25 protein-coding genes are annotated in these 24,827 nt (G+C 66.4%); 8 read left to right on the forward strand and 17 right to left on the reverse strand.

The window, feature by feature from the left end; translation table 11 throughout:
* Positions 1–78: 78 nt before the first annotated feature.
* Positions 79–615 carry a helix-turn-helix domain-containing protein gene (locus AC1DF3_RS02800; protein WP_478138920.1) on the reverse strand — a complete coding sequence of 179 codons (537 nt, stop codon included), beginning with the start codon at positions 613–615 and terminating at the stop codon, positions 79–81.
* A gap of 325 nt (positions 616–940) precedes the next feature.
* Between AC1DF3_RS02800 and AC1DF3_RS02805 the strand changes: the two genes are divergently transcribed.
* The 3 genes from AC1DF3_RS02805 to AC1DF3_RS02815 all read left to right on the forward strand — a co-directional run bounded on the left by AC1DF3_RS02805 (position 941) and on the right by AC1DF3_RS02815 (position 3,792).
* Positions 941–1,336 carry a helix-turn-helix domain-containing protein gene (locus AC1DF3_RS02805; protein WP_478138762.1) on the forward strand — a complete coding sequence of 132 codons (396 nt, stop codon included), beginning with the start codon at positions 941–943 and terminating at the stop codon, positions 1,334–1,336.
* Between the two features lie 327 nt (positions 1,337–1,663).
* Positions 1,664–2,629, forward strand: coding sequence for a serine/threonine protein kinase (locus tag AC1DF3_RS02810; protein WP_478138763.1), 966 nt, complete (start codon positions 1,664–1,666; stop codon positions 2,627–2,629).
* A 14-nt stretch (positions 2,630–2,643) separates the two neighbouring features.
* A complete protein-coding gene (locus tag AC1DF3_RS02815; RefSeq protein WP_478138764.1) occupies positions 2,644–3,792 on the forward strand; it encodes a hypothetical protein in 1,149 nt (382 codons plus the stop codon).
* Positions 3,793–3,853: 61 nt separating this feature from the next.
* Here the strand turns inward: AC1DF3_RS02815 and AC1DF3_RS02820 are convergent, their stop codons facing one another.
* The 7 genes from AC1DF3_RS02820 to minC form a co-directional block, all read right to left on the reverse strand.
* The gene (locus AC1DF3_RS02820) at positions 3,854–4,540 is read right to left on the reverse strand and encodes a hypothetical protein (protein WP_478138765.1); all 687 of its coding nucleotides are present in this window, start codon (positions 4,538–4,540) and stop codon (positions 3,854–3,856) included.
* A 312-nt stretch (positions 4,541–4,852) separates the two neighbouring features.
* Positions 4,853–5,842: a DarT1-associated NADAR antitoxin family protein gene (locus AC1DF3_RS02825; RefSeq protein ID WP_478138766.1), complete on the reverse strand. Its 990-nt coding sequence runs from the start codon at positions 5,840–5,842 to the stop codon at positions 4,853–4,855.
* Complete coding sequence (locus AC1DF3_RS02830; RefSeq protein ID WP_478138767.1) at positions 5,835–6,458, reverse strand: DarT ssDNA thymidine ADP-ribosyltransferase family protein; 624 nt, start codon at positions 6,456–6,458, stop codon at positions 5,835–5,837. Before AC1DF3_RS02830 ends, AC1DF3_RS02825 begins: the two co-directional genes overlap by 8 nt.
* Positions 6,459–6,686: 228 nt before the next feature.
* Positions 6,687–7,802 carry a S1C family serine protease gene (locus tag AC1DF3_RS02835; RefSeq protein ID WP_478138768.1) on the reverse strand — a complete coding sequence of 372 codons (1,116 nt, stop codon included), beginning with the start codon at positions 7,800–7,802 and terminating at the stop codon, positions 6,687–6,689.
* 43 nt (positions 7,803–7,845) lie between these two features.
* Entirely contained in the window at positions 7,846–8,118 is a 273-nt protein-coding gene (minE, locus tag AC1DF3_RS02840) for a cell division topological specificity factor MinE (protein WP_286535319.1), read from the reverse strand.
* Between the two features lie 2 nt (positions 8,119–8,120).
* Positions 8,121–8,933 (reverse strand): septum site-determining protein MinD, encoded by an 813-nt coding sequence (gene minD / locus AC1DF3_RS02845; protein WP_286529352.1) that lies wholly within the window; start codon positions 8,931–8,933, stop codon positions 8,121–8,123.
* Between the two features lie 60 nt (positions 8,934–8,993).
* Positions 8,994–9,767, reverse strand: a complete 774-nt coding sequence (minC, locus tag AC1DF3_RS02850) for a septum site-determining protein MinC (RefSeq protein ID WP_286535318.1) — start codon at positions 9,765–9,767, stop codon at positions 8,994–8,996.
* 281 nt (positions 9,768–10,048) lie between these two features.
* On the opposite strand from minC, the gene AC1DF3_RS02855 reads away from it, so the two are divergent.
* A complete protein-coding gene (locus AC1DF3_RS02855) occupies positions 10,049–12,145 on the forward strand; it encodes a carboxypeptidase regulatory-like domain-containing protein (RefSeq protein WP_478138769.1) in 2,097 nt (698 codons plus the stop codon).
* 70 nt (positions 12,146–12,215) lie between these two features.
* On the opposite strand, the gene AC1DF3_RS02860 is transcribed toward AC1DF3_RS02855, so the two are convergent.
* On the reverse strand, positions 12,216–13,580 hold the full coding sequence (locus AC1DF3_RS02860; RefSeq protein ID WP_478138770.1) for a solute carrier family 23 protein: 1,365 nt from the start codon (positions 13,578–13,580) through the stop codon (positions 12,216–12,218).
* 54 nt (positions 13,581–13,634) lie between these two features.
* Complete coding sequence (locus tag AC1DF3_RS02865; protein ID WP_286535314.1) at positions 13,635–14,063, reverse strand: hotdog fold thioesterase; 429 nt, start codon at positions 14,061–14,063, stop codon at positions 13,635–13,637.
* A gap of 117 nt (positions 14,064–14,180) precedes the next feature.
* Between AC1DF3_RS02865 and AC1DF3_RS02870 the strand changes: the two genes are divergently transcribed.
* Positions 14,181–15,488: an AsmA family protein gene (locus tag AC1DF3_RS02870; protein ID WP_286535313.1), complete on the forward strand. Its 1,308-nt coding sequence runs from the start codon at positions 14,181–14,183 to the stop codon at positions 15,486–15,488.
* Positions 15,488–15,964 carry a hypothetical protein gene (locus tag AC1DF3_RS02875; RefSeq protein ID WP_478138771.1) on the forward strand — a complete coding sequence of 159 codons (477 nt, stop codon included), beginning with the start codon at positions 15,488–15,490 and terminating at the stop codon, positions 15,962–15,964. The genes AC1DF3_RS02870 and AC1DF3_RS02875 overlap by 1 nt, the downstream gene beginning before the upstream one ends.
* A gap of 2 nt (positions 15,965–15,966) precedes the next feature.
* On the opposite strand, the gene AC1DF3_RS02880 is transcribed toward AC1DF3_RS02875, so the two are convergent.
* The 3 genes from AC1DF3_RS02880 to AC1DF3_RS02890 all read right to left on the reverse strand — a co-directional run bounded on the left by AC1DF3_RS02880 (position 15,967) and on the right by AC1DF3_RS02890 (position 19,045).
* Positions 15,967–17,526, reverse strand: a complete 1,560-nt coding sequence (locus tag AC1DF3_RS02880) for a methyl-accepting chemotaxis protein (protein WP_478138772.1) — start codon at positions 17,524–17,526, stop codon at positions 15,967–15,969.
* A gap of 114 nt (positions 17,527–17,640) precedes the next feature.
* Entirely contained in the window at positions 17,641–18,366 is a 726-nt protein-coding gene (locus AC1DF3_RS02885; protein ID WP_286535310.1) for an OmpW/AlkL family protein, read from the reverse strand.
* A 220-nt stretch (positions 18,367–18,586) separates the two neighbouring features.
* On the reverse strand, positions 18,587–19,045 hold the full coding sequence (locus AC1DF3_RS02890) for an FHA domain-containing protein (protein ID WP_286535309.1): 459 nt from the start codon (positions 19,043–19,045) through the stop codon (positions 18,587–18,589).
* 217 nt (positions 19,046–19,262) lie between these two features.
* Here AC1DF3_RS02890 and AC1DF3_RS02895 point away from each other — a divergent pair, with 217 nt between their 5' ends.
* Together AC1DF3_RS02895 and AC1DF3_RS02900 are read left to right on the forward strand one after the other, a co-directional pair.
* A complete protein-coding gene (locus AC1DF3_RS02895; RefSeq protein ID WP_478138773.1) occupies positions 19,263–19,904 on the forward strand; it encodes a response regulator transcription factor in 642 nt (213 codons plus the stop codon).
* Between the two features lie 76 nt (positions 19,905–19,980).
* A complete protein-coding gene (locus AC1DF3_RS02900; RefSeq protein WP_286535307.1) occupies positions 19,981–20,517 on the forward strand; it encodes a DUF4136 domain-containing protein in 537 nt (178 codons plus the stop codon).
* On the opposite strand, the gene AC1DF3_RS02905 is transcribed toward AC1DF3_RS02900, so the two are convergent.
* From AC1DF3_RS02905 to AC1DF3_RS02920, 4 genes are all read right to left on the reverse strand, one after another.
* Positions 20,514–20,912, reverse strand: a complete 399-nt coding sequence (locus tag AC1DF3_RS02905) for a surface-adhesin E family protein (protein ID WP_478138774.1) — start codon at positions 20,910–20,912, stop codon at positions 20,514–20,516. The two genes, AC1DF3_RS02900 and AC1DF3_RS02905, sit on opposite strands and share 4 nt — an antisense overlap.
* 75 nt (positions 20,913–20,987) lie before the next feature.
* Complete coding sequence (locus tag AC1DF3_RS02910) at positions 20,988–22,799, reverse strand: feruloyl-CoA synthase (protein WP_286535305.1); 1,812 nt, start codon at positions 22,797–22,799, stop codon at positions 20,988–20,990.
* A gap of 41 nt (positions 22,800–22,840) precedes the next feature.
* Positions 22,841–23,806, reverse strand: coding sequence for a 3-hydroxyacyl-CoA dehydrogenase NAD-binding domain-containing protein (locus AC1DF3_RS02915; RefSeq protein ID WP_478138775.1), 966 nt, complete (start codon positions 23,804–23,806; stop codon positions 22,841–22,843).
* 2 nt (positions 23,807–23,808) lie between these two features.
* Positions 23,809–24,729, reverse strand: a complete 921-nt coding sequence (locus AC1DF3_RS02920; protein WP_286535303.1) for a beta-keto acid cleavage family enzyme — start codon at positions 24,727–24,729, stop codon at positions 23,809–23,811.
* Positions 24,730–24,827 lie beyond the last annotated feature (98 nt).

Here is a 24,827-nt window from a genome sequence, read left to right on the forward strand (position 1 = left end):
AAAGACACAAGGCTAGCCCTCCCACGCGCGGGGCTCATTGACCTGCGACAAGCATCGCGGCAGGCCGCGAACGAAGGCCTAGCCGCGCAAGGTGAAGACGACGGAGAGGTACGACACCGGCAGCGTGCCGAGGTCTTCGATACCGTGCATGGCGGTGGCGTCGAAGAGCAGCGAATCACCGACGCCCAGCTTCACGCGTCGGGGCCCATAGCGATAGGTGACGTCGCCCGACAGAAAGTAGAGAAACTTCAAGCCCGGATGCTGAAAGGTCACATGGGGTTGAGCGTCGGCTTCGAGCATGACGAGGTAGGGCTCGACGAACAGGTTGCCAGAGAGCACATGGCCGAGCAGCTCGTAGCGGTAGTCCGCGACGGTGCCCAGGCGTTCGACCCGAAGGCCCTTGCCTGAGGGCACATGGCTGAAGTCGGCGTGCCAGCGGTGGTCCGCGAAGAGGCGTGAAAGCGGAACGCCCAATGCGTTTGCCAGCCGGTCCAACATCTCGACGGAGGGCGATACCTGGCCGTTCTCGATGCGCGAGAGCATGGAGCGCGAGACACCCGAGCGCTTTGTGAGCTCCAGGGCCGAAACGCCGGCAGCCCGGCGCAGGCGGTTCACCTGGGTTCCGACGAGGGCGGCAGGTGCGCTGCGCGTGGGCTTGGCCTTGGGCGTCGGCAGGTAGAGCGACGGCGGCAGCCTGAGGGGGCGCGCAGTCGGGAAGGGGGAGGGGACTTGTCGGGTCTTCATGGCTCGGGCGTCCCTGTCCGAACCTTGTCGTTGCAAGGCATTTGGTCTCCTCCCTAAAAAACGAAGTTCTGCGATGACCGTCGACGTCCAATGCATTGCTGGACGTCTCACGGCTGCTTTCGATTTTAACTTGCATAAGCTAAATTTAGCCATCTCGGGTGAATGATAAAAATCAACTGCTCCTGAGAATCGGTGGGTGGTAGACCGAACCAAAGAATCCGAAGCCTTTACTGATCGCTTGCGTCTCGCGATGGCGCAGCGCGGATACAAGAAATTTGGAGGAACGGCGCTCGCCGATGCACTCGCGCCGGTTTTTCGGTCGGGCGTCAGCGTTCAGACCGCTCACAAGTGGGCGACGGGTCGCGCCATACCGCGAGTCGACAGCATCGAGCGAATCGCGAAGTTTCTCGACGTGTCGCCGCACTGGTTGCACTACGGGCCGGATCCGCAGGGCAATCGCAAGACGTCGAGGGTGTCGGGCGAGGAGATCAGCGGGAAAGCGTTCGCTGAGCGGTTTCATGCGCTGACGGCGGAGCAGCGCCGGATCATGTTGGCGTTGTTGCATGAGTTTGAGCGTGGGAAGGCTAGATGAACTTCGGCGGGAGCGTGGACTGCCGAGAGGCGATGGCAGCATTGGCCGATCGATTCATTACCTTGGACTTCTGCTGAGTAGCGATAGCCGCTTCTCAGATCGCGATCACGAACTGCGGCTCTGGGCTTGCAGAGCGAACACAGCGTCTTATCGATGCGCGGCCGCTCGATCGTTTATGGCTGGTCGACTAGAAGGCCAAGGTCAAACAGCCACCGTCGCTTCCCAGCTCCCGCTGGCAACTCACCTCTGGTATCTTCGTTACATCATTGCCAGACTCCCTGAGCGTCGCCAGGGAGCCGAGGCCAACAAGAACGCCGGAGGATCTCCTTGCCAAAAGATTCGCTGCAGCTGCGCGACGATCTGCTCGCGTGCCTGCCAAGTCTCGCGATCGACCGTCCGCTCGCCGAGTCTGGTCAGCGCGTGGTCTACCTCGCCCACTTCGACGACGCTCAGATTCCACCGGATGTGCGCCCATCGACCGGGGACGACCCGGACGAGAAGCCTTTCCTGTACGGCTGGGGGGCTTGGGGCGAAATCGTTGTGAAGGTCGTTTCGGGGGCTGACTCGCAAACGCTCGCTCGGCTTCAAGCGGAGACTGCAATCCTCGAGGATGTGCGCCCGTCGAACTTCCCCAAGCTTTTATATAGCAACCTATTCACCGAAAACCCGCTTACTGAAGAGCGCTTGCCAGAACGACTCTACGTTACCGTCGAGGAGTTCATTGATTCGACGTCGCTTGACGAACTTTTCACCCAGTGTGCTGGGAATGAAAAACGCGTTGTCGAGTTGGCTCTCGGCATCGCTAACGCGCTGTTGCCGTTGTGGCAACACCCCAAGCGTTTTGTGCACCGTGACATCAAACCGGCGAACATCCTTATCCGCCGCAGCGGTGAGGTGGTCGTCATTGACTTGGGAATCGCCCGAGAGACGGGGGCCCAGGGCTTGACCGAGACCGGATGGGGCCGGGCACCGTTCACCGCGGGCTACGCAGCGCCTGAGCAGATTGCCAATGATAGGGTTTCGGTTAGCTTCAAGACTGACTTCTTCTCCATCGGTGTTTTGATGTATCGCCTGCTCTCGGGGAAGGAGCCGTTTCAACCTCGACCTGGCATGGCGATGCATGAAATCATGATGGCGGCACAAATGCACCACCCAACCCCGCTGGCCATCGCGGCGAACTCGTCGCAAGCGTTCTCCGATTTCGTCACGAAGGCGCTCCAAAAGGAGCCATTCAAGAGACAGCGCACGCCCGGGCTGTTCATTCAAGAACTTCAGACCCTGTACTCGAAGTAGAAGGAGGAAAACTCATGCCGCTTGGATTGCTCCATCAGGTTGGCCATAACAGCAACTGGAACGTCGAATCATTCGAAAGAGAGTCGTGTGGGGACGGTCTCATCCTCAGCCCGCTTCATCAAGCGAGGGCCACGGTCGAGCGACTGAGCGCGAGCACCCGTGCGGCGTCGATTTTCGATCCACAGTTCTACCTGCCGAACTCAAGGAAGCAGAAGCTCCAGACATATTCCTTCTTCCCTGAACAAGTTGACGGAGGTTTCCAGACGTCAACGTTCGCGGCGCATGCGCCGGCAGTGGCAAGGGACTGCATCGATTTCCAGATCGAGCAAGGTTTCCGAAAAATCGTCGTTCCGACGCGCTTCTTGAGCCAACCGTTTCCTGACTACTTCGACCTGCATAACGCATTCACGGTCGATGCGTTCATGGAACATGCAGGCGACAGGTCGCTTTGTCTGTCTCTGGCCGTCACAGCGCCGATGATCCAGCACCCTGCATGGAGGCAGAGCCTGTTGAACTGGATCACGTCGTTCCCTGCCGTGGATGAGGTGTATCTCATGTACGAGCACGTGCGTGACTACAAGCAAGTCCAGGATGGCGAGTTCCTCCGAGACTGCTTGAGGTTCTTCTCCGACGTGTTGAGCACCGGCCTGGCGCTAACTGTGGGTTACACCAATACGGAGGGGCTACTATTCTCCGCATCCGGGGATCTCAACATCACGATGGGCTCCTTCGAGAACACGCGCATCTTCTCGGTGGACAAATTCGTCGAGTCAGAAGGCGATCGACGTGGACCGAAGGCGCGCATCTACCTAGCAGGCCTTTTGAACTGGGTTCAGTTCGAAGATGCGAAGCGAATCCGTCAGCTCGCACCGCGCATATGGAATCGCGTCTACGTGCCGACTCAATGGGCGGATGATGCCCTTGCCCAGGCTGTCGAACCGACCTTCAATCAGCCAGCCCTGTACAAACACTATTTCCTGAATATGAACCACCAAATCAACGCACTGCGTCAAGTCGCGGCCTCTGACCGACGGCGCTATTTGTTTGACAGAGTGGAGGAAGCCATGGCCGCGTACCGAGATCTTCCGCCAGGCCTTCAATTGGAAAAGCATGGGGGCGCCACGCATCTCCACGGCTGGCGGGCAGCGCTGCAAACGTTCTAACGGAACTTAGTCAGTTCGCTCTATCCACGGCGACCTCCGCACATCTGCGAAATCGAAGCCCTCAAGCGGCCTCTGACACGATTCGCCTCGCCAGTAAGCGCGAAGCTAGCACCGCTTGGGCCTGCCATCGCTTGCCGAGGCTCACCGGCCCCTGAAGTGTTGCAGCATGGTGGACAAGCAGGCCCCGCCCTCGATCCATCGACGCGAGCCCTACGCCAGCAGCCTTGAATCGTTCTAACTGAGCCATCGCCGGGCGGATGAACGCGTGGTCGAGCACGACCCAGGACTCGTCCGCGAACTGAAGATTTCGGTAAGCCTGCACGAGCACTCGCTGCCAGGCGCTGATCTTCGCCTCAACGGCGATGAGGCGCTCGAACGGCGGGGTTCTGACGGTAAAGAGCTCTATCGAGTCCCGAGACTGCTTCGCCATGCCCGCGATCGACAGTTGTGTGATGACGCGCCGAGTAGCTGCATCTGAAGTCCCAAGACTGGCCGCCAGCGCTTGCCGGCTCTTGATGGAGTCACCGACCTCTCGACTCAGGAGGACGGCCAGACGAGGCGATACGCTGGCAAGAGCTCGCAGCCCCTCAGTGCTGCGCGGCGCTCGCTTGGTGAGTACCAAGTCGGCAACCCCTACCCCAGCGTCCACCTCCAGTTCAACGCGATAGTCATGACGGCGTGCGCGTTTCGTGCAGGCCAATATTGCCTGCACCAGCTGTTCCTCTGAGTCAAAACCCCAGTTCTTCAAGATTTCAACTCGCTACTTTCCAGTCGGTCACTTAGGACACCTCCGCCGGCCGATCGCCGCTTTCCAGTGGAGGGCGACTATACCCACGCGAAGAGGCATCCCGCGCCCGGGTGCATTGCTCGACACCAGATGGGATCGCCGTGTGAGAGTTTTTGTGGCCTTTCCGCCGTTGCCGCGGAATCGGCTTGGGGGAAGTCTTCCTCGATTGTTGAGATGAGCACGCTCGCAAGTTCAGTGCGCGCAGCGCGGTCGAGTTTCGACAAGGCGCAGTACGTTTCCGGCCGCCCACTTGCGTTACAGCGGGCACCCTTTCTAGTCTTTGACCAGCTTGGCGACCTCGGCGCGCAATTGTTCTCCGATCTGCTTGCCGCGCCGGTAGCTGTAGCTATGGCCAGTCGGCTGCGGCTCGTCGTCGCTGTCAGGTACTTCCATCAGGCCCGCTACGACGCCTCGCTTGAAGCTCATGCCATGGCCATGAGGAATCTCCGCGCGGTCCGGAATCTCAAGCTCGATGATCCTCTTTGGCTCGACGGGCTCGACGGGCTCAACAGGTACGTACGACACATGAGCGCTGCCGAACATGTCGGGCTGGTCCTGCTCGGGTGTTGGCTCCTGCCGATCCCCTGCTGAAGTTCCATGTGTGCTAAAAATCCCCCTCAGCGCCTCAAGGTAACTCTCCTTTCGATGCAGCACGTCCGGCGTTAGCAGACCGCGCTCGTGCAGTGCGACGTAAAGCGCCGCAGAGTAAGCCTGACAATTTAGGGACTTTTCGGGGTTGAATGCGATGTCGGAAAAGGCACGGTGCTGCAGCACGTAGTCCGCCAGCGCGGGCTCGTTGTGCAGTGCATTGATGTAGAGCCAGTCGTAGAAAGCGGTCTTTGGCTCAAGGGCCCAGTCCACCTCGAAGAACTGGAATTTCACCAGCCTGCCGCTCTCCTTCAAGCGCGGGTCGAGCTTCGCCTCACGTGAAGTCCTCTCACGAAGGTCCTTGTACGGCCCGCCGCGCTCGAACACCTTCGCGGATTGGTACGCGCATTCAACGCTGAACTTTTGGTTGTACTTCTTCGTGCTGATCATCAAGTTGAACGCGCTCAACCTGACCCCCATCGGGTCCTTCGATTTCGACGATATCTCTAGGACCTTGTCGACCTTCATCCTCTGCTTGGCCGCCTCATGCAGGGAGTCGATGCTCTTCTGCGCTTGCTTGACCGACATGCCGGCGGACCAGGTGAAGGAAATGTCCCAGGTCCGAACCAGCGTCGGACCTATCAAACCGGGAACGAAGACGGGACGTTCAGCCATTCTTCCAGTAGCTCCAGTCGGTGCGGTAGCTGAAGTAGCTCGTGTCTTGCATGAATTCGGTGTCTGGGTACTTCGATTTGTAGGTATTGTAGGTAGCGCTTTCGCTGAGAAAAACGCCGTAGAAGTACGCCGGCGCGATCGTATCCAAGCAAAGCACCTCGGCTTGCGGGTTGGTCGGCAGGTTGTCGGTGAGTTTCAAGTCAGTTCGGACCTTACCGCAGCAGTCGCCAAACAGCGCCTGGAACTTTGCGAGCCCTTGTCGTGCTGCGAAGGTCTGAGCACTCATCGAGTTGTCGGCCGCGTTCGTTGTGTTGAAGCAGACTCGCTTCTCCCAGAGCACGCGGTGCTGGATTGCGATGAGCGCCCACTGCCGATTGGCGTCGCGCTGGCGAAAACTATAGAACAGCTTGTAGTTTGGCCACTCCACGGACAGACAAATCGCATCTTGTCCGTCGTGCCTGACTGCATCGTTCGGCTTCATGCCGGTGCCCAACGCCGCGCAGGCCGAGGGCACCAGAAGCCCGTGCTTCAGGATGCTGTCGAGGTGCTCGACAGGGCTGAAATGAAACAAGCAGTCGATGTTCCGACTCTCGCACTCTACTTGGATGCTCGCCATGCTCCGTCCCAATAAGACACAGCAGGTGAAGTGGCGCTGCAGGCCGCAGGAACAACCGGTAGAAACCCTTCCCTCCAAGGCGGGTCAGCCGACGGGCCTTCACGTGCGCCGCTTAGCTTCGCCGAATACATGTCGCTCACGATGTCTCCCGTCGGGCTGTCGGTTCACCTTTCACCCCGGGCCATCAGCACTTCTTCGTGACACAAACCTCTTTGGCCGTGACGACGATCACCGGCGCCTGTCTGCCGGCATTGGACGCCGGCCCAGTTCAACGGCCACGGCCATGGCCACGCCTTGGCGAGTCAACTTGAATTCGACGCGGCTGCCGGGTGCCAGCATCGCCGTCTCATTGATGAGGGCCGTGGCATCGGCGATGCTTTTGCCATTCATCGAAGTGACGGTATCGCCCACGCGCAATCCGGCTTTCTCGCCCGGCCCACCGCGCTGGACCTTCTCTACCACCGCGCCGGATGCATCGGGGGCGCTGCGCTTGGCATCGCGCGCGACCACGCCGATCCAGCCTCGCTCGACGCGCCCATGCGCAATGATCTGGTCCATCACCTCGCGCGCCAGGCTCACCGGGATCGCGAAGCCGATGCCCTGGGATCCTCCGCTTTCCGAGTAGATGGCCGCATTGATTCCGACCAGGTTGCCGTCGATGTCCACCAATGCGCCGCCCGAGTTGCCGGGGTTGATGGCTGCGTCGGTCTGGATGAAGTTCTCGAACGTGTTGATGCCAAGCCGATTCCGGCCGGTTGCGCTCACGATGCCCTGAGTCACGGTCTGTCCGACCCCGAACGGGTCACCCACGGCAAGCACGATGTCACCCACCTGGACCGAACCCGCCTCCGCGAATGTGATCGGCGGGAGGCCCGTCGCATCGATCTTCAGCACGGCGAGATCGGTGTCGGGGTCGCGGCCAAGCAGCTGCGCGTCAGCCACCTTGCCGCTCGGCAGCATGACGGCGATTTCAGTCGCACCGTCGACCACGTGGTTGTTGGTCAGGATATAGCCCTGTGCCGCGACGATCACGCCGGAGCCCAGGCTCAGCGAATCCTGCCCGCGCCGGCTGCGGCGGCTTGGCGCGCCGCGCGTGTAGATGTTGACCACCGAGGCCGACGCCTTGCGCGCCGCCAAGCGATAGCCCGTGTCGCGCCGCCCAAGTATCGTGTTCGCCAGCGATGAGCTGCCGCCTGCCTCATGAATCGTGACGATGTCGTTGCGGGCGGGCGGCGACGCGGCAGGGCGGAATGCTTGCCAGGCGATCAGCAGGCCGGCACCCACGGTCACAGCTTGGGCGAGCAGCATCCACAGTCGATGCAGAGTGATCGAATTGACCTTCATTCAAGCAAGCGCGCCGACATCCCGCCGCAGCCCCGCCGAACCTCTACCCCCGCACCACCAGCGCGTCCGGCAGCTCGATCTTCACCTCCAGCACCTCCAGGTCGTCCTGCTTCTCCAGGTGCACCTTGATGTCTTCGGCCTTGATCGACACGTACTTCGAAATCACCGCGATCAGCTCGCGCTGCAGTTCCGGCAGGTAGTCCGGCCGCTTGGCGCCCAGGCTGCTGCGCTCGTGGGCCAGGATGATCTGCAGCCGCTCCTTGGCGACGCTCGCCGTCTTCTTCTTCTCGCCCAGCAGAAAGGAAAACAGGGACATGGCTACCTTCCGAAGATGCGTTTGAAGAAGCCCGGCTTCTCGGCGTCGACGAAGCGCATCGGCTTGTCCTCGCCCAGGAAGCGCGCCACCACGTCGCTGTAGGCCTGCGCCACGTCGGTGTCCTTGTCGTGGATCGCCGGCACGCCCTGGTTGGAGGCCTGCAGCACCGATTCGGACTCGGGGATGACGCCGATCAGCTTGATCCGCAGGATGTCCTGGATGTCTTCCAGCGACAGCATCTGGCCGCCCGCCACGCGGTTGGGGTTGTAGCGCGTGATCAGCAGGTGTTCCTTGATCGGCTCGCCGCCTTCCTTGGCGCGCTTGGTCTTGGAGCCCAGCATGCCCAGGATGCGGTCCGAGTCGCGCACTGAAGACACCTCGGGGTTGGTCACGATCAGCGCCTCGTCGGCGAAGTGCATCGCCATCATCGCGCCGGTCTCGATGCCGGCCGGCGAGTCGCAGACGATGTAGTCGAAGCCCTGCTCGGCCAGTTCCTTCAGGATCTTCTCGACGCCGTCCTGCGTCAGCGCTTCCTTGTCGCGGGTCTGCGAGGCAGCCAGCACGAACAGGTTGTCGCACTGCTTGTCCTTGATCAGCGCCTGGCTCAGGTTGGCCTCGCCCTGGATCACGTTGACCAGGTCGTACACCACGCGCCGCTCGCAGCCCATGATCAGGTCCAGGTTGCGCAGGCCGACGTCGAAATCGATCACGGCCGTCTTCTTGCCTGCCAATGCCAGTCCCGATGCAAAGCTCGCGCTCGTGGTCGTCTTGCCGACGCCGCCCTTGCCCGAGGTCACCACCACAATTTTGGCCATGCCATTCCTTCTTCGTTCGTTCGTTTCAGTTATTGGGTCGCCGGGCGCACACGCCCCCGATCACAGGATCGGCTCCATGACGATTTTCTTGCCGTCGAGCGAGATCCGGGCCGGCTTGCCGGCGATCTCGGCCGGCAGCGCCACCTCCGCTGTGCGGTAGATGCCCGCGATGGCCACCAGCTGGGCCTCCATGCAGGTCGTGAAGATGCGCGCCGAGGTGTCGCCCCGGGCACCGGCAATGGCCTTGCCGCGCAGCGGCGCGTACACATGGACGTTGCCGTCGGCGATGACTTCGGCGCCGTAGCTCACCAGCGCGGTCACGATGACGTCGCCGCCGCGGGCGTAGACCTGCTGGCCCGAGCGCAGCGGCTTGTCGATCACCAGCGTGCCGTTGGCCGGCACCGGCACCTCGCGCACGATCTGGGGCGCTTCGGGGGCCGGCGCCGGGGCTTCGGCGGGCGCCGGGGCAGGGCGGGGCACCGGCGCCACCGGCATCGCGGTGACCGACAGGCCGGCCGCGCGGGCCGCGGCGTTCTGGGCATCGCTGCCGCCGCGCACCGCCACCGGCTGGGTCTGGTGGCGCGCCAGCAGGCCGCGCAGGGCGGTGAAGTCGAGCGCGCGTCCGGCGTCCGCCGGGTCTTCTTCGGGCAATTGCGAGAGGTCGATGACCACCGGCTCCTGCTCGAAGAAGTCGGGCGAGTCCGCCAGCTGGGCGTCGAGCGCTTCCGCCAGCACCTCGAGATCGGATGTCTTGAGGATGACCGCGATGAGCGGCAGCGTGGCGCTCTTGAATTCGAATACCGCCCTGGTGCGCGCGGCGGATGCATCTGCCATGGAAAAGCTTGGTGCGAAAAGCGTTGGAGTCTAACGGGCACGGGGCTCCGCGTGGAAAAAGGGCGCTCCAAACGGCCTCGCGGACAACATTTCTTGCACCAGGTTTCACTTGGGCGACCCATCGATTCGCCCCGCCCCGTGACATCCCTCACGCCCCGCGGCCCGCGCCCGCACTCGCTTAGTGCAATTGCACTATTCATCGCGCCGCCATCGGCACCGAGACTCGTTGCACCGCTGTAACAGTTCGTTAGCGGACCAAATATCACCCGAGGAGTCTGATTTTGTTGCGCACCCACCCGAAAAGCCGAATTGCCCTGTCCACAGCGCTGCTGCTGTCGCTCGCCGCCTGCGGCGGCGGGGGAGGCGGGAGCGGCGGCTTCCTGCCCACTGGCACCACCGCGGGCACCGGCTCGGGCACCACCGGCGGCGGCAACAGCGGCACCACGGCCGCCGCCAAGCTGAACGGCATCGCCGCCACCGGCGCCGCCTTCGCCGGCGCCAAGGTGACGGTGGTCGACCAGCGCGGCGTCACGGTGTGCACCACCGAGACCGATGCCAAGGGCGCCTACGAATGCACCCTGCCGGCCGACACCAAGGCGCCGCTGGTGGTCACGGCCGCCCGCGACGACCTGACCCTCTACAGCACGACCGCCAGCGCCACCGGCGGCAACGTCAACGTCACGCCGCTGACGACCATCATCGTCTCGCGGCTGTCGCCCGACGGCAACCCGGCCAGCCTGGCGGGTGCCATCGCGACCAAGCCCGACACCGTGACCGACAGCACGGTCAAGCAGCAGGTGGCCGAGCTGGTCGCCGCGCTGAAGCCGTTGCTGACCCTGCTGGGCGACGCCGTCGACCCGATCAGCGGCGCCTTCACGGCCGACGGCTCGGGCCACGACCGGCTGCTGGACTCGATCTCGGTCAGCGTGCGCCCCGACGGCGCGGGCGCCAATATCGAGATCACGGTCAAGGCCGTGCCCACCAGCGAGGACGCCGCCCCGCTCTCGATCAGCTTCCGCAGCGACGCGACGCTGCCGGCGCTGCCGCAATCCGTTGCCAACGCAACGCTCGCGCCGGCCGGCGCCTCGCTGGCCGTGGCCTCGCTGTTCGACCGCCTGACCCAGTGCTTCGCGCTGCCGCTGAGCAAGCGCGTCACCGCGGCCAACGACAGCACCGCCGTGACGGGTGGCCCGGACCAGGTCATCGCCACCGAGTGCCGCACGCTGTTCGTCAACGACAACCCGGCCAGCTACCTCAGCAACGGCAGCACTGTCGGCCGCGACATCAACAACCAGGGCGCCTTCGCCGGCCTGTTCCGTCCTGGCGCCACGGGCGTCAAGTACGACCGCGGCGAGCATCAGTTCTTCCGTGCCAACGGCGACCAGGTGCTGAGCTACCGCACCACCGACGGCACGGGCGCGGTGCAGAACCAGACCATCGTCGCGCGCGACGTCGGCGGCACCTTCAAGCTGATCGGCAACCAGTACAACTACTCGGTCAGCGTCGCGCCGACCGTGCAGGACCGCGACTTCGTGAGCGCGCCTGCTTACAACTACCTCAGCGTGTCCTACGACGTCTCGATCCCCAACCGGAAGGACGGCCAGGGCAATGCGATCTTCACCAAGGCGGTCGTGACGGCACCCAACGGCGCCAGCTACACCTACAGGCCGGGTGCGGGCAATGCCAACCTGGTGGTCGACAAGCCGGACGGCAGCTCGGCCGGCACCTCGCTGCTGCGCCTGGCCGCGGGCTTCCGCGATACGTCGAAGAGCGGCAGCCCGGCCGACTTCGAAAGCTCGTACTTCCTGAGCCCGCAGCTCAGCGACGAGCAGCTGCGCCAGCTGCCGGAGCAGGGCGCCTTCAAGGTCGAGTTCTTCCACGTCGACACCAACAAGGCCAACGTGGTCCAGACGCACCGCATGATCACCCGGGTGCCGACCATCGCCGAGGCCAGGCAGCTGAAGTTCGCCGACCTCACGGCCGGCATGCGCAACGAGATCAAGGGCATCGCGCCGGCCCAGGCGCTGGTCTTCGATGCGCCGACCGCCAACGAGCCCAGCCTGGTCGACTTCAGCGCCGAGGGCGACCTGGACGCCTGGACCGTGCCCGACGGCGCCCCGGCCCCGACCGCCTTCACGGTCTACGGCGCCTCGTCGAGCAGCGTGCAGTTCGAGGACAAGGTCGACGTCGCCAGCTCGGCGCGCAAGGCGAAGGTCTACTGTTCGTCGGAAGGCGGCACCGACAACCATTGCACCACGATCAACGGCAACTCGGTCTATAACGGCGGCACCAGCATCAACCTGTTCCAGCTCTCCGCCACCAGCGCGCAGCAGGTGCTGTTCCTGAAGGGATTCTCGACCCGCATCCCGGCCAACTGAAGCAAGTCACTGCGCGGCCCTCCCGGGCTGCGCGGTCTCCAAGGCCCCGCCCGCGCGGGGCTTTTTTTCGTCAGTCGCGCGCGCGGCTCAGCAGCGCATACAGCAGGATGGCGCCGAAGGTCGCGGTGCCGATGCCGCCGAGGGCGAACTGGCCGAACTTGAGCGTGAAGTCGCCGGTGCCCAGGATCAGCGTGATCGCGGCCACGATCAAGTTCTTGTTCTGCGAGAAGTCGACCTTGTTGTCGACCCAGATCTTGGCGCCGGCGACCGCGATCAGGCCGAACACCACGATGCTCACGCCGCCCATCACCGGCAGCGGGATCGCCTGCACCAGGGCGCCGAACTTGGGGCTGAAGCCCAGCACCAGCGCGATCAGCGCCGCCACCACGAAGATCGCGGTCGAATAGATCTTGGTCGCCGCCATCACGCCGATGTTCTCGGCGTAGGTCGTGACGCCGGTGCCGCCGACCGCGCCGCTCACCATGGTCGCCACGCCGTCGCCGATGAAGGCCCGGCCCAGCATCGGGTTCAGGTCGCGCCCTGTCATGGCGCCCACGGCCTTCAGGTGGCCCAGGTTCTCGGCCACCAGGATGATCGCCACCGGCGCGATCAGCAGCATCGCGTTGACCTCGAACACCGGCTTCGAGAAGGTCGGCAGCCCGAACCAGGGCGCCGCCGCGAGCGCACCCAGGTCGATCGGCTTGCCCAGACCCATGCCGTTGGTCAGCACGGCGTAGACCAGGCTGGCGGCGATCAGGCCCATCAGGATCAGCAGCCGCTGCGCCATGCCGCGCGCATAGACCGCGATCAGGCCCACGCTGAGGAAGGTGACGGCCTGCATCCAGGTGTCGAAGCCGGTCGGCGCCATGTTCTTGATCGGCACGCTCGCCAGGTTGAGCCCGATCACCGCGACCACCGCGCCGGTCACCACGGGCGGCATCAGCCGTTCGATCCAGTGCACGGCGACATCCTGCTCGACCTCTTCGACCTCGAGGCCTTCGAGCCCGCGCACCGGCGCCGCCTTGGTGCGGCGCTCGTTGGTGAAGGCCACCAGCACGCCGATCAGCAGGTAGACCGCGCCGCAGGCGATGATGCCGCCGAGCGCCACGCCCAGGTTGGGGTTTGGCCCGGTGCCCGAATAGCCGCTGGCCGCGATCACCACCCCGATGAAGGCGAAGCTGGAGCCCAGGTAGCTCGGCACCCGGCCGCCCGTGATGAAGAAGAACAGCAGGGTGCCGATGCCGCTCATCAGGATCGCGATGTTGGGGTTGAACCCCATCAGGATCGGCGCCAGCACGGTGGCGCCGAACATCGCGATCACGTGCTGCACGCCCATCGCGGCCGTTTGCGGCCATGGCAGGCGCTCGTCGGGTGCGACGATGGTGCCCGCGGTGGCAGACACCTTGCGCCAGCGGGGCAGGTAGGAATCGCTCATGGTCTTCTTCTTCCTCGGTTGTTGTTCTTGGCCGGCGCGCGGGCCGGGGAGCGTTCAGCCAGCCTGCGGGGCCAGCACCGCCATGGTGATGCGCGAGACGCAGGTCAGGTCGCCGGCGTCGTTGTACATGTCGATCTGCCAGACCTGCGTGGTGCGGCCGCGGTGCACCGGCCGCGCCGTGCCGGTGACCCAGCCCGAGGTGACGGCGCGGATGTGGTTGGCATTGATGTCCAGCCCGACCGCGCGCTGGCCCTCGGGCGCCGAGTAGTAGGCGCCGCAGGAGCCCAGCGTCTCGGCCAGCACCACCGAGACCCCGCCATGCAGGATGCCGTAGGGCTGCACGGTGCGATGGTCGACCGGCACGCGGGCGCTGATGGTGTCGTCGCCGATGGCGAGGAATTCGATGCCCAGCAAGGCCGTCGCGGTGTTCGCGTGGCTCCGGGTCAGGGCTTCGATCGAGATGTCTTTCTTCCAGATGCGCATGAAAAGCTCCGTGTCGGGATTGTCAAAACTATAGCGACAAGGTCGCGCCGGCCGGCAGGGCGTAAACGCGCCCATGGCTGACAGCGCACGCGGCCGGGCGGGGCGATGCTCCTCGACATGACCCGCCCCCTGCGATGGATCGCCGGCCTCGCCGCTGCGGCAGCTCTCTTGCTGGGCGGGGGCGCGCTGTTGCTCAACCTGTGGCTGCCCACGGATGGCGAACTGGCGGCGGAAGTCGGTGCCCGCTTCCAGAAGGCTTCAGGCATCGGGCTGAAGGTCGGGTCGGCCCACTGGTCGCTGCGGCCCTCGCCGGTGGTCGTGCTGTCGGACCTGGCGACCGAGCAGCCGGCACCGATCACGGCGCGCCGGGTCGTCATCCGGCCGCGGCTGGCTGCGCTATGGGGGCGCCGCATCGCGATCGAGTCGCTGGAGATCGAGGGCGCCGTGCTGCCGCGGGCCTCGGTGCGCGCCTTCCGCGGGCGCTGGAACGCGGAAGGCGTCGGCGCGCCGGGCCTTCTGGCGGGCGCCGCCTGGACCCTGGCCGAAGTGCCGCTGGCGCGCCTGCGCCTGCGCGACGTGGTCTGGATCGACCGCCGCGAGATCGCGCTGGCCTACGACGCCGACGTGCTGTTCGATCCGGGCTGGCGCCCGCGCGAGGCCGAGCTGCGGCGTGCCGGGCTCACGCCGCCGGCCCGCCTGCGGCTCGAGCGCGAAGGCGGGCAGGACCGCTGGCGCACGCTGATCGACATCGGCGGCGGCACCTGGAACGGCAGCACCGTGCTGCAGGTGCTGGACAACGGCCGCGTTCGCCTCGGCGCCGAGCTCGAGCCCCGGGGCGTCGACGTTGTCGCGCTGCTGCGCAGCTTTGGTCGCCACGCGGCGGTCGAGGGCAAGCTCGGCGGCCAGACCACGGTCGACGCCGAGGGCGCCGATGCCGGCGAACTGGTGCGGCGGCTGCACACCCGCACCCGCTTCACGATCGCGCCCGCGACGCTGAATGGCTTCGACTTCGCCAAGGCGGTGCGCAGCGCCGGCATCAGCCGGGGCGGCCGCACTTCGCTCGACAGCCTCAGCGGCATCCTCGACACCCAGGCCGGCGAGGACGGCACGGTGCTGCGCTACAGCGCCGTCAAGGCGCGCTCGGGCGTGCTGACCGCCAGCGGCAGCGCCACGGTGCTGAACCGCCGCCTCGACGGCGAACTGGCGGTGGACCTGGTCGACGGCGTGGTCGGCGTGCCGCTCAAGGTGGGCGGCACGCTCGATGCGCCCGAGCTGTCGCTGACCGGCGGCGCGCTGACCGGGGCCGCCGTGGGCTCGGCCGTGCTGCCGGGCGTCGGCACCGCGATCGGTGCCCGCATCGGCCAGCAGATGGAAAGGCTGTTCGGCAGCGACGACAAGAAGAAGCCGCCGGCGAAGCCGCATTGATGGCGCTCGGCGACAGCGGCGAGAATCGCGCCGACGCCACGTCCGCGTCCCGTGCCAGCACCGCCCATCCCGAGGTTCCCGCCATGCGCATCAGCAACTCTGTCTTCACGGAAACGATCTTCTGGCTGATGGTGGCCTTCTCGGTGGTGCTGCCGTTCACGCTCTACGCGGTGATGATCTTCAAGCAGGCGATCTCACGCTGGACGGTGCTGGCGCTGGGTTTCTCGCTGGTCGCGATAGCGGCCGTCAACGTCTACTTCCTGCAGCGGCTGTCCAGCCTGGCCGCCGTCACGCCCTCGCTGGCGGACGACGTGTTCTTCGTCTCGGAGATCCGGGTGGCGCTCTACCTGCTGCCGGCGCTGTTCGCCGGGATCGGCATCAACCTGATCTCGCACGTGCTCACCACCCACCTCACGGCCGCCGAACGGCGCTTCAGCGAAACGCATGCGGAGAAGGACGAAGAGGCGGAGGTCTAGGCTCAGCCGTAGCTCTTCTCGAGCTTGAACGCGCCCACCACCTGCGACAGGTTGCCGGCCTGCTCCTGAAGCGACTGCGCCGCGGCCGCAGCCTCTTCCACCAGTGCCGCGTTCTGCTGCGTCACCTGGTCCATCTGCGTGATCGCCTGGTTGATCTGCTCGATGCCGGAGGTCTGCTCCTGGCTGGCCGCCGTGATCTCGCCCATGATGTCGGTCACCCGCTTGACGCTGTCGACGATCTCTTCCATCGTGCGACCCGCCTCCGCCACCTGTTTGCTGCCCTCTTCGACCTTCTCCACCGAGTCGCCGATCAAGGTCTTGATCTCCTTGGCCGCCGCCGCCGAGCGCTGCGCCAGGCTGCGCACTTCCGACGCCACCACCGCGAAGCCGCGGCCCTGCTCACCGGCGCGAGCGGCTTCGACCGCCGCATTCAACGCCAGGATGTTGGTCTGGAAGGCGATGCCGTCGATCACGCCGATGATGTCCACGATCTTGCGCGACGAGGCATTGATCGAACCCATGGTGTCGACCACCTGGCTCACCACGCTGCCGCCCTTGACGGCGACTTCGGAAGCCGAGACCGCGAGTTGGTTGGCCTGGCGGGCGTTGTCGGCGTTCTGCTTCACCGTCGAGGTCAGTTCTTCCATCGAGGCAGCGGTCTCTTCCAGCGAACTGGCCTGCTGCTCGGTGCGCGACGACAGGTCCTGGTTGCCGGTCGCGATCTGCGTGCTGGCGGTCGACACGTTCGCGACCACGCCATGCACTTGCTGCAGCGACGTCTGCAGGGCCGTGCGCATGCCGTCGATCGCACGCAGCAGCAGGCCGGTCTCGTCCTTGGCGTAGCTGGCTTCGGCCGTGCCGCTCAGGTCCATCGCGCCGATTGCCTGGGCGGTGGCCTCGGCGCGGCGCAGGGGCCGCGTGATGCTGCGCGACAGGCCCCAGGCCAGCAGGCTGCCGAGCACCAGCGTGACCGCGGAGCAGACCATCAGCAGGGTAGTGGTCTGCGCGCGCATGGCCTGGGCCCGCTCGGCGGCAGCGTCGAGCGCGGCGCGCTGCAGGTCGACCATCTGCTGGACACCGGCCAGGTAGCTGACCGAGGTCGGTTCGAAGCGCGAGCTGAAGACCCGTTCGGCGCCTTCGAGGTCGCCGGCGAGCTTGAGCTTGCTCACTTCTTCGCGGGCGGCGAGGTAGTCCTTGCGCAACTCACCCACCTTCTGGAACAGCGCCCGTTCCTCGGGCGCGGTCATCTGGCCTTCGATGAACTTCTGCAGTGCGTTGGTGTCCTTGATCGAGGCCGCGGTGGCCGGCGCGAAGTAGGCGATCAGGCTCGGATCGCTGCTCTTGGCGATCGCGGCCGCGCGCTGCACGCCCGAGTTGGTGTGGCGCAGCCAGTCGGAGCCGGCGCGCTCGGTCTTGACGTTGTCGGTCACCATGCCCTCGATCTCGACGCCGAGCTCGCGCAGCTTCAGCACCGCGAACAAGCTGGTGGTGAGGAACAGGGCCAGGATGGCGCCCAGCACGAGGGCCAGGCGCCTGCCTATCGAAAAATTGTTCAAGAACATGGTCGTGATTCCAGAGGGGACGAAGGGAGAACGCCCAGGTATATCGGCAGCCCGCCGAAAAACTTGAGGTCTCGCCCCGTCCGTCAGGATCACGGCCGTCGGGCGCGGCCCGGCTCAGAACTTGTAGGTGACCGCCAGGTACGGAACGATCGGATTCACTTTCAGGCTCGACTCGCTGGTGGCGACCGGGAAGCCGCGGGCCGTGGTGGTCAGCTTGGCCGTGGTCTTCAGCGGAATGTACGAGACCGAGAAGGCCATGCCCCAGTGGGGATCGAACTGGTAGGCGACACCGGCGTTGAACACCGCCGTGAACGAGCTGTCGAGCTTGGCCGTGGTCGCCGACAGGGCCGATGGCGGCAGGCCCAGCCGGTTGGCGAGCGCGCCCTGCAGGCCGGGCGTGAGCTTGACGTCGCTGTACCAGACGTAGGTTGCGCCGAGGCCGACGTAGGGGCGGAACTTGGCTTCGCCGTCGTTGAAGTAGTACTTGGCCAGCAGGGTCGGGCTCCACTGCCTGGCTTCGCCGAGCTCGCCGATCGGGCCCAGCGTGCCTTCGCCCGAGAGCTTGAACTTCGGCGGCACGCCCATCACGCCTTCGACCGCCCAGTGGCTGTCGATGAAATAGGTGAGGTTGAGGCCGAGCGTGTCGGAGGTGCCGACGCTGGCGCCGGAGCCCGGCACCACGGCGGCGATCGGCGAGGTGAAGGTGAGGGGCTTGCTCGAGTCTTGCGGCGCGAAGTGCAGCCAGCCGGCACCGACCTGCCAATCGCCGGCCTTCTGGGCCAGGGCGCTGCCCGATCCGAGGGCGGCAAGGGCTGCGAGTGCAAAAAACTTCGTCTTCATCTGATGTCCGTGTTGGAGTGGTAGCGGGAGGACTCCATAGGATAAGTTGACTGAGCGAGGGTTCACTTACACGTGTCGCCTCGGTAACAGTTTCGGAACTGGCGGCCAACTCTCAAGTTTTTCCACGATCTGTCGATAACAAGGCTGGTTCTCCAGGGATCTTCTGACCAGGGATCATTCGGCCCGCCTCGTGCGGGCCTTTTTTTGCTTCGGCGGCCGGTCAGACGCGCCGCTCGCCGCGGCCGGAACGGTGGCCGTCGCCATGCCGGGCCCGGGCGCCCTGGCGGAAGAAGGTCGCCCAGTCGCTGCGCTCGCGCACGGCGGCATCGATATCGACCGGCGCGTGCGACAGCGTGACCAGCCGCAGCGCTTCCTCGGTGGGCAGCGGCCGGGTCTCGTACAGGAAGCGCAGCTGGCAGTCGCCGGTGCTGATCGCGTCGCCGTTGGCCAGGGCGCGCTCGCGGATCCGCACCTTGTTGACGAAGGTGCCGTTGCGGCTGGCCAGGTCGGTCAGCACGAAGCGGTCGCCGGTCCAGTGGATCGCGGCGTGATGGCGGCTGACCCCCAGGCTGTCGATGTGGACCCCGCATGACGGATCGCGCCCGATCGTGGTGATCGGGCCCTTGATGTTGACCTGCCGGACGCTTCCGTGGCGGGTCAGGACGATGAGTCTGGACATTTCAATCTCGTTGCTCGGTTGGTTGAGGTGATCGCATTTCGGCAGCGCCGGGCGATTCCTGAAGTCGATCGAGTTCCGAAAACTGAGACTTAGGTCGCGCTCGCGAGGGCCCGGACGCCGGAAGGTGCTCGCAATCGGTTGTTTCGTCCACTACGCTCGGCCCTTTCGGCGAATCTGTTCGCCGTAGCCCATCCCGAGTGTCGGAAAGAACCTGGTAATGAGAAAAGCGCGCAATGTCTTCTACGTGGTGGACGACCACCCGATGATGAGAGACGCCATTGCCCTGATGCTGCGGCGGCTGCAGCCGGCGGCGGGCATCGTCGAGATCGATCGTCTCGACAAGCTGGCCGGCGCGGTCGAGCGCAACGGCGCCGCCGACCTGATCTGCCTCGACCTCAACCTGCCCGACACCAAGGGCTGCGACGGCGTCGAGGCGGCGCGGCGCGAGCACCCCGAAGTGCCGATCGCGGTCTACTCCGCGCTGCCCGCGGCCGACATGGAGGCGCTGTGCCTCTCGGCCGGCGCCGACATCTACATCGAGAAGGCTTCCGACGCCGCCGGCCTGATCAAGGGCCTGCGCAGCGTACTGAAGTCGGAACAGGACAAGGACGAAGCGCCGGCCGCCGCGCCCGAGAGCAGCGCCGGCCTGACCCGGCGCCAGGTCCAGCTGGTGCAGCTGATCGCCGAGGGGCTGGGCAACCGCGAGATGGCCGAGCGGCTCGAGATCAGCGAGGACACGGTCAAGGTCCACATGTGGCGCCTGTACCGCCGCATCGGCGTCAACAGCCGGACCCAGGCGCTGCACTACGCGCGCACCAACGGCCACCTGGCCTCGAACGCACTCGCCGCCGTCGCCTGAGCTCGGGGCCGCCGCGGCCCGGCTGTACCATCCTGCCGCAGGGCGTCCGTCGGACGCTCGCCACTCAGGAGAATCCATGATCGGACGACGATTCCTTGCCCTCGCGCTGGCGAGCCTGCTGGCGGCCTGTGCGAGCCCGGTGACCGTCAAGACCGACTTCGACGTCAAGACCGATTTCGGCGCCCTGCGCAGCTACAGCTGGATCGCCGAGCCGGCGGGCGACCCGGCGCTGGTGCCGCAGAGCGTCATCCAGGGCATCGACACCCGGCTGCAGGCGCGCGGCTGGAAGCGGGTCGCCGATGGCGAGGTGCATGTCGCGGCCCACGTGACCACGCGCGACGGCCAGACCTTCAACAACTTCTACAGCGGCATCGGCCACGACCTGCGCTGGCTGGGCGTCAGCGGCGCGCGCGACAGCGTGACCATGTCGGTCGACAACTACCGGGCCGGCACGCTGGTGGTCGACATGTTCGACGCCAAGAGCCGGCGCGCGATCTGGCGCGGCAGTGCCGAGGGCGTGCTGCCCGACGATCCGTCGCGGCTCGACGCCACGGTGCAGCGCACGCTCGACCGCCTGTTCGCCGACTTCCCGCCGGGGGCCCCGAAACGCTAGCGCGGCTGGCAGGCGGCGCGGATCAGCCGCTGGGTCGGGTTCGGCTCGACGTCGCGGAACAGCATCGGCTGGGGGTTGGCGCCGTAGTCGACCGTGGCTTTCGGGGACCCGCGCCACAGCGGCACGGGATAGAAGGTCGCCTCTACGTAGGAGGCCTTGCGGGCCCGGCAGTCGAACACCACCCGGGATTCATAGGAGCGGTAGGGCAGGCCGTCCCAGTTGCGCCGCTCGGCGGCACGGCTCACGCGCACGTTCATGGTCTTGAGCGCGCCGTCGGCGCGCACCGCGACCGGATCGACCTCGACCGTGTCGACGGCGGGATCGGCCGGATTGCCGGTGACGGTGAACCAGGGGGACTGCGCCTGGACCTGGCAGGCGAACAATCCGAACAACACGAACCACCTTCTCACGTCGAGAAATCTCCGCCGGCGATGAATTTTCGATTCTAGCCAGCGGCGGATGCGCGCCGCTTACGCGAGTCTGACCACTTCCGGGTCGTCGGCGTCCGCATGCAGCCGCTCGACCTCGGCGGCGCGCCGCGTGAGCACCGCGCGCTGGTTGATGTAGCCCTTGTCGGTGATCTCGCCGGCGTCGATGTCGGGCGGCGCGCCCAGCACCAGCGCCCGCACCGGCGATTGCGAGGAGCCGGCGCCGGCATCGCGCAGCGTGCGCATCACGCCGAGCAGGGCGGCGTGCAGGGCCTCGCGCGGTTGCGCCGCGGCCTGCGGGCTGGCGAACACCAGCAGCCCGATCTCGCTGCGGTCGTGGCCCGTGACCACGATGTCCTGAACCAGCGGCGCCAGCCGCGACACCAGGTCGACCCGCAGCGTGCCGACCGAGACCCAGGTGCCGCTGGCGAGCTTGAAGTCCTCGGCCACGCGGCCGTGGAACATCACGCCGCGCTCGGGCCGCGCCGGGTCCGCCAGGTAGCCGGCGTCGCCGATGCGGTAGTAGCCCTCGTCGTCGAAGGCCTCGGCGGTCTCGCGCGGCGCGTTGCGGTAGCCCGGGAACACCGACACGCCCTTGACCCGCATCTCCAGCTTGTCGCCGTTGGGCACGAACTTCAGCTCCAGCCCCGGCAGCGGCGCGCCGATGCAGCCGGCGCCGTCGAGCCGCCAGTGCGCCGAGGTGATGGCCGGCGAGGTCTCGGTGGCGCCCCACGAGGTGGTGAGCCACAGCGGATGCCCCGGCCGCACGCGCCGCGCGACCGCCTCCAGCCGCTGCCAGGTCGACGGCGCCAGCGCCGCCGCGGCATAGAAGGCCAGCCGCAGCCGCGACATCACCTCGGCCGCCAGCGCATCGTCGGCTTCCAGGAAGGGCAGCAGCATGTCGAAGCCGCGCGGCACGTTGAACAGCAAGGTCGGGCGCACCTCGCGCAGGTTGCGCAGCGTCTTCTCGATCAGTCCCGGCGCCGGCCGGCCCTCGTCGATGTAGAGCGCGCCGCCATGGCACAGCACCATGTGCAGGTTGTGGTTGCCGCCGAAGGTGTGGCTCCACGGCAGCCAGTCGACCAGCACCGGCTTCTCGTCGTCCAGGAAGCGCCAGGTCTGCGCCATCATCTGCTGGTTGGCGCACAGCATGCGGTGGGTGTTGATCACCACCTTGGGCCGCCCGGTCGAGCCCGAGGTCAGCAGGTACTTGGCATGGGCGTCGGGCAGGATCGCCTCGAAGGCCTGCATCACGGCCGGCGTCTCGGGCGTCTGCAGCAGGCGCTCGAAGGACAGCGCGCCCGGCACGCTGTCGGCATGCCGGCTGAAGACCCGCGCCGCGTCGAGCGCCAGGCCGTCGAGCGCGGCGCCGTAGAGCCTGGCGTCCGACGCATAGACCAGCGCCGGGTCGAGCGCGCGCAGCATGCCGTGCAGCCGCGCCGGGTCCTTGGCCATGCGCGAGTAGGCGCTCGACAGCGAGCAGGCCGTGCGGCCGATGTGCAGGGTCGCCAGCATCAGCACGGCATGGTCGATCGCGTTGTCGGACAGGATCACCACCGGCCGCCCTGCCGGCACGCCGAGGTCGAGCAGGCCCTGCGCCACCGCGCCCACGGCCTGCCGCAGCGCGCGGTAGTCGAGCCGGCGCCAGCCCTCGCCGCTGTCGTCGCGCTCGGCCAGCGCGATCGCGTCGGGCGTCTCGCGCGCCCAGCGCTCGAGCCACTCGCCGACGCAGCGGGCGTAGGGCCGCAGCGCCACCGGCGAGCGCAGGGCGAAGGAGCCGTCGTCGAAGTCGATGCGCAGCGCGCGCGGCGGCGCGATCTGGCGCGCGTCGTCCAGGAAGCCGTTGGGGGCCATACGAGTGTCTCCAGGCCGCTGTCGGGCCTCGTGGTCTTGTCTTATTCGAGCGTGGCCGAGGCGGCCTTGGCGCGGATCAGGTCCAGCAGCAGGGCGTCGCGCGCCGCTTCGAGGTCGGCGCTGCGTCGCCCGCCCAGTTCGTCGGCCATGCCCTCGGCCACCTGGCGCTTGAGTTCGGCCGTCATCGAAGGGGCGCCGAGGTCGTGCCACCAGTCCTCGATCGGCCCGCCCAGGTGGTCGAGCAGGTGCGCGATGCCGCCGGCGCCGCCCGACAGGTGCAGGTTCATGAACGGGCCCATCAGCGCCCAGCGCAGGCCCGGGCCGTGCGCGATCGCGGTGTCGATGTCGGCGACCGTGGCCACGCCCTGCTCGACCAGGTGGAAGGCCTCGCGCCACAGCGCCGCCTGCAGCCGGTTCGCGATGTGGCCCTTGACCTCGCGCCGGACGTGGATCGGGCGCTTGCCGATGGCGCTGTAGAAAGCCATGGCCCGCGCGATCGCCTCGGCCGAGGTGTGCTCGCCGCCGACCACCTCGACCAACGGGATCAGGTGCGGCGGGTTGAACGGATGGCCCAGCACCACGCGCCCGGGGTGCTTGCATTCGGACTGCACCGCGCTGATCGCCAGCCCCGAGGAGCTCGACGCCAGCAAGGTGGCGGGCGGCGCCGCCGCATCCATGCGGCGGAACAGGTCGATCTTGATGTCGATGCGCTCGGGGCCGTTCTCTTGCACGAAATCGGCCTGGGCGACCGCGTCCTCGAGCCGGGCGTGGAAGCGCAGCCGCTCGGTCGCGGCGCCGTCGGCGAGCCCGAAGCGGACCATCGTCGGCCAGTGCTGCGCCACCGCTTCGCGCAGCCGCGCCTCGGCGCCGGGCGAAGGGTCGGTGGCGTCTACATCGAGCCCGCGCGCCAGGAAGTAGGCGGCCCAGCTGGCGCCGATGACGCCGGTGGCGACCACCGCCGCCCGTTTCACGTCCGAAGGCGTGTGGCTCATCTCGGTGCCTGTCATGTTCAGTGCGGCGCGAACTCGGGCCGGGGTGCGCCGACGCGCGGCAGGCCCATGATCTCGCGCGCCTCGGCCGGCGTGGCGGGTTCCATGTCCATCTCGCGGATGATCCGCACGATGCGCTCGGTCAGCTGCAGGTTGGTGGCCAGCTCGCCGTGCCGGTAGTAGAGGTTGTCTTCCAGGCCCACGCGCGCATGGCCGCCCAGCAGCAGCGCCGCGATGTTGGCCTCGAGCTGCGACGGCCCGATCCCGCTGACGCCGAAGATCGCGCCCTTGGGCAGCGTGTCGACCATCAGCTGCAGGTTGCGCGGCGAGTAGGGCATCGCGTTCTGGAAGTTGCGGTGCACGTTCATCACCAGGTTGATGAAGTAGGGCTCGTCGTCCAGCCCTTCCTGGATCAGCGTGGTCGTGTCCTGCAGGATGTGGGTGGGGCTGAACACTTCCCATTCGGGCTTGATGCCGCGCGCCTTCATGCCGGCGGCCAGGGCCCGGCCCTTGGTCAGGGGCGTGTCCATGAGGATCTCGCGGCCCTCGAACGAGAGGTTGAGCGTGGTGGCGTCGAGCGTGCACATCTCGGCGCCGGCGTCCATGCCCTTGATGCGCTCCTCGAAGGCGATCTCCCAGCGGTCGCCCGGAAGCGGCTTGACCATGTCGCCGTGCACGCCGCCGCCGGTGGAGTTGTTGATGACGATGTCGCAGCCGGCCGCGCGGATGCGGGTGTTGATGTCGCGGTAGACGTCGGCGTTGCAGGTGGCGCCGTCGTCGGGGCGGCGGGCGTGCAGGGCGACCACGCTGGCGCCGGCCCGCCAGCAGGCCACGACGTCGGCGGCGATCTCGGCGGGCTGGGTGGGCAGGTGGGGGTTCTGCGACTTGTGGGCCATGCCGCCGGTGGGGGCGATGGTCACGATCACTTTGCGCTTCGACATCGGTGGTCTCCTGTGAACAGCAGGGTATTATTTTTGGCCTGCATCCCCCTGGCAGTCATCGCGACGACATTTTGGATCAGGGTTTACGAGGCGAGGAT

Source organism: Variovorax sp. 10N432 (genome assembly GCF_056394465.1).

Coding starts and splice junctions, on each gene's coding strand:
- AC1DF3_RS02815 (WP_478138764.1), top strand. CDS start 2,644: ATGCCGCTTGGATTGCTCCATCAGGTTGGCCATAACAGCAACTGGAAC.
- AC1DF3_RS02825 (WP_478138766.1), bottom strand. CDS start 5,842: ATGGCTGAACGTCCCGTCTTCGTTCCCGGTTTGATAGGTCCGACGCTG.
- AC1DF3_RS02830 (WP_478138767.1), bottom strand. CDS start 6,458: ATGGCGAGCATCCAAGTAGAGTGCGAGAGTCGGAACATCGACTGCTTG.
- AC1DF3_RS02835 (WP_478138768.1), bottom strand. CDS start 7,802: ATGAAGGTCAATTCGATCACTCTGCATCGACTGTGGATGCTGCTCGCC.
- minE (WP_286535319.1), bottom strand. CDS start 8,118: ATGTCCCTGTTTTCCTTTCTGCTGGGCGAGAAGAAGAAGACGGCGAGC.
- minD (WP_286529352.1), bottom strand. CDS start 8,933: ATGGCCAAAATTGTGGTGGTGACCTCGGGCAAGGGCGGCGTCGGCAAG.
- minC (WP_286535318.1), bottom strand. CDS start 9,767: ATGGCAGATGCATCCGCCGCGCGCACCAGGGCGGTATTCGAATTCAAG.
- AC1DF3_RS02860 (WP_478138770.1), bottom strand. CDS start 13,580: ATGAGCGATTCCTACCTGCCCCGCTGGCGCAAGGTGTCTGCCACCGCG.
- AC1DF3_RS02865 (WP_286535314.1), bottom strand. CDS start 14,063: ATGCGCATCTGGAAGAAAGACATCTCGATCGAAGCCCTGACCCGGAGC.
- AC1DF3_RS02870 (WP_286535313.1), top strand. CDS start 14,181: ATGACCCGCCCCCTGCGATGGATCGCCGGCCTCGCCGCTGCGGCAGCT.
- AC1DF3_RS02875 (WP_478138771.1), top strand. CDS start 15,488: ATGGCGCTCGGCGACAGCGGCGAGAATCGCGCCGACGCCACGTCCGCG.
- AC1DF3_RS02880 (WP_478138772.1), bottom strand. CDS start 17,526: ATGTTCTTGAACAATTTTTCGATAGGCAGGCGCCTGGCCCTCGTGCTG.
- AC1DF3_RS02885 (WP_286535310.1), bottom strand. CDS start 18,366: ATGAAGACGAAGTTTTTTGCACTCGCAGCCCTTGCCGCCCTCGGATCG.
- AC1DF3_RS02890 (WP_286535309.1), bottom strand. CDS start 19,045: ATGTCCAGACTCATCGTCCTGACCCGCCACGGAAGCGTCCGGCAGGTC.
- AC1DF3_RS02895 (WP_478138773.1), top strand. CDS start 19,263: ATGAGAAAAGCGCGCAATGTCTTCTACGTGGTGGACGACCACCCGATG.
- AC1DF3_RS02900 (WP_286535307.1), top strand. CDS start 19,981: ATGATCGGACGACGATTCCTTGCCCTCGCGCTGGCGAGCCTGCTGGCG.
- AC1DF3_RS02910 (WP_286535305.1), bottom strand. CDS start 22,799: ATGGCCCCCAACGGCTTCCTGGACGACGCGCGCCAGATCGCGCCGCCG.
- AC1DF3_RS02915 (WP_478138775.1), bottom strand. CDS start 23,806: ATGACAGGCACCGAGATGAGCCACACGCCTTCGGACGTGAAACGGGCG.
- AC1DF3_RS02920 (WP_286535303.1), bottom strand. CDS start 24,729: ATGTCGAAGCGCAAAGTGATCGTGACCATCGCCCCCACCGGCGGCATG.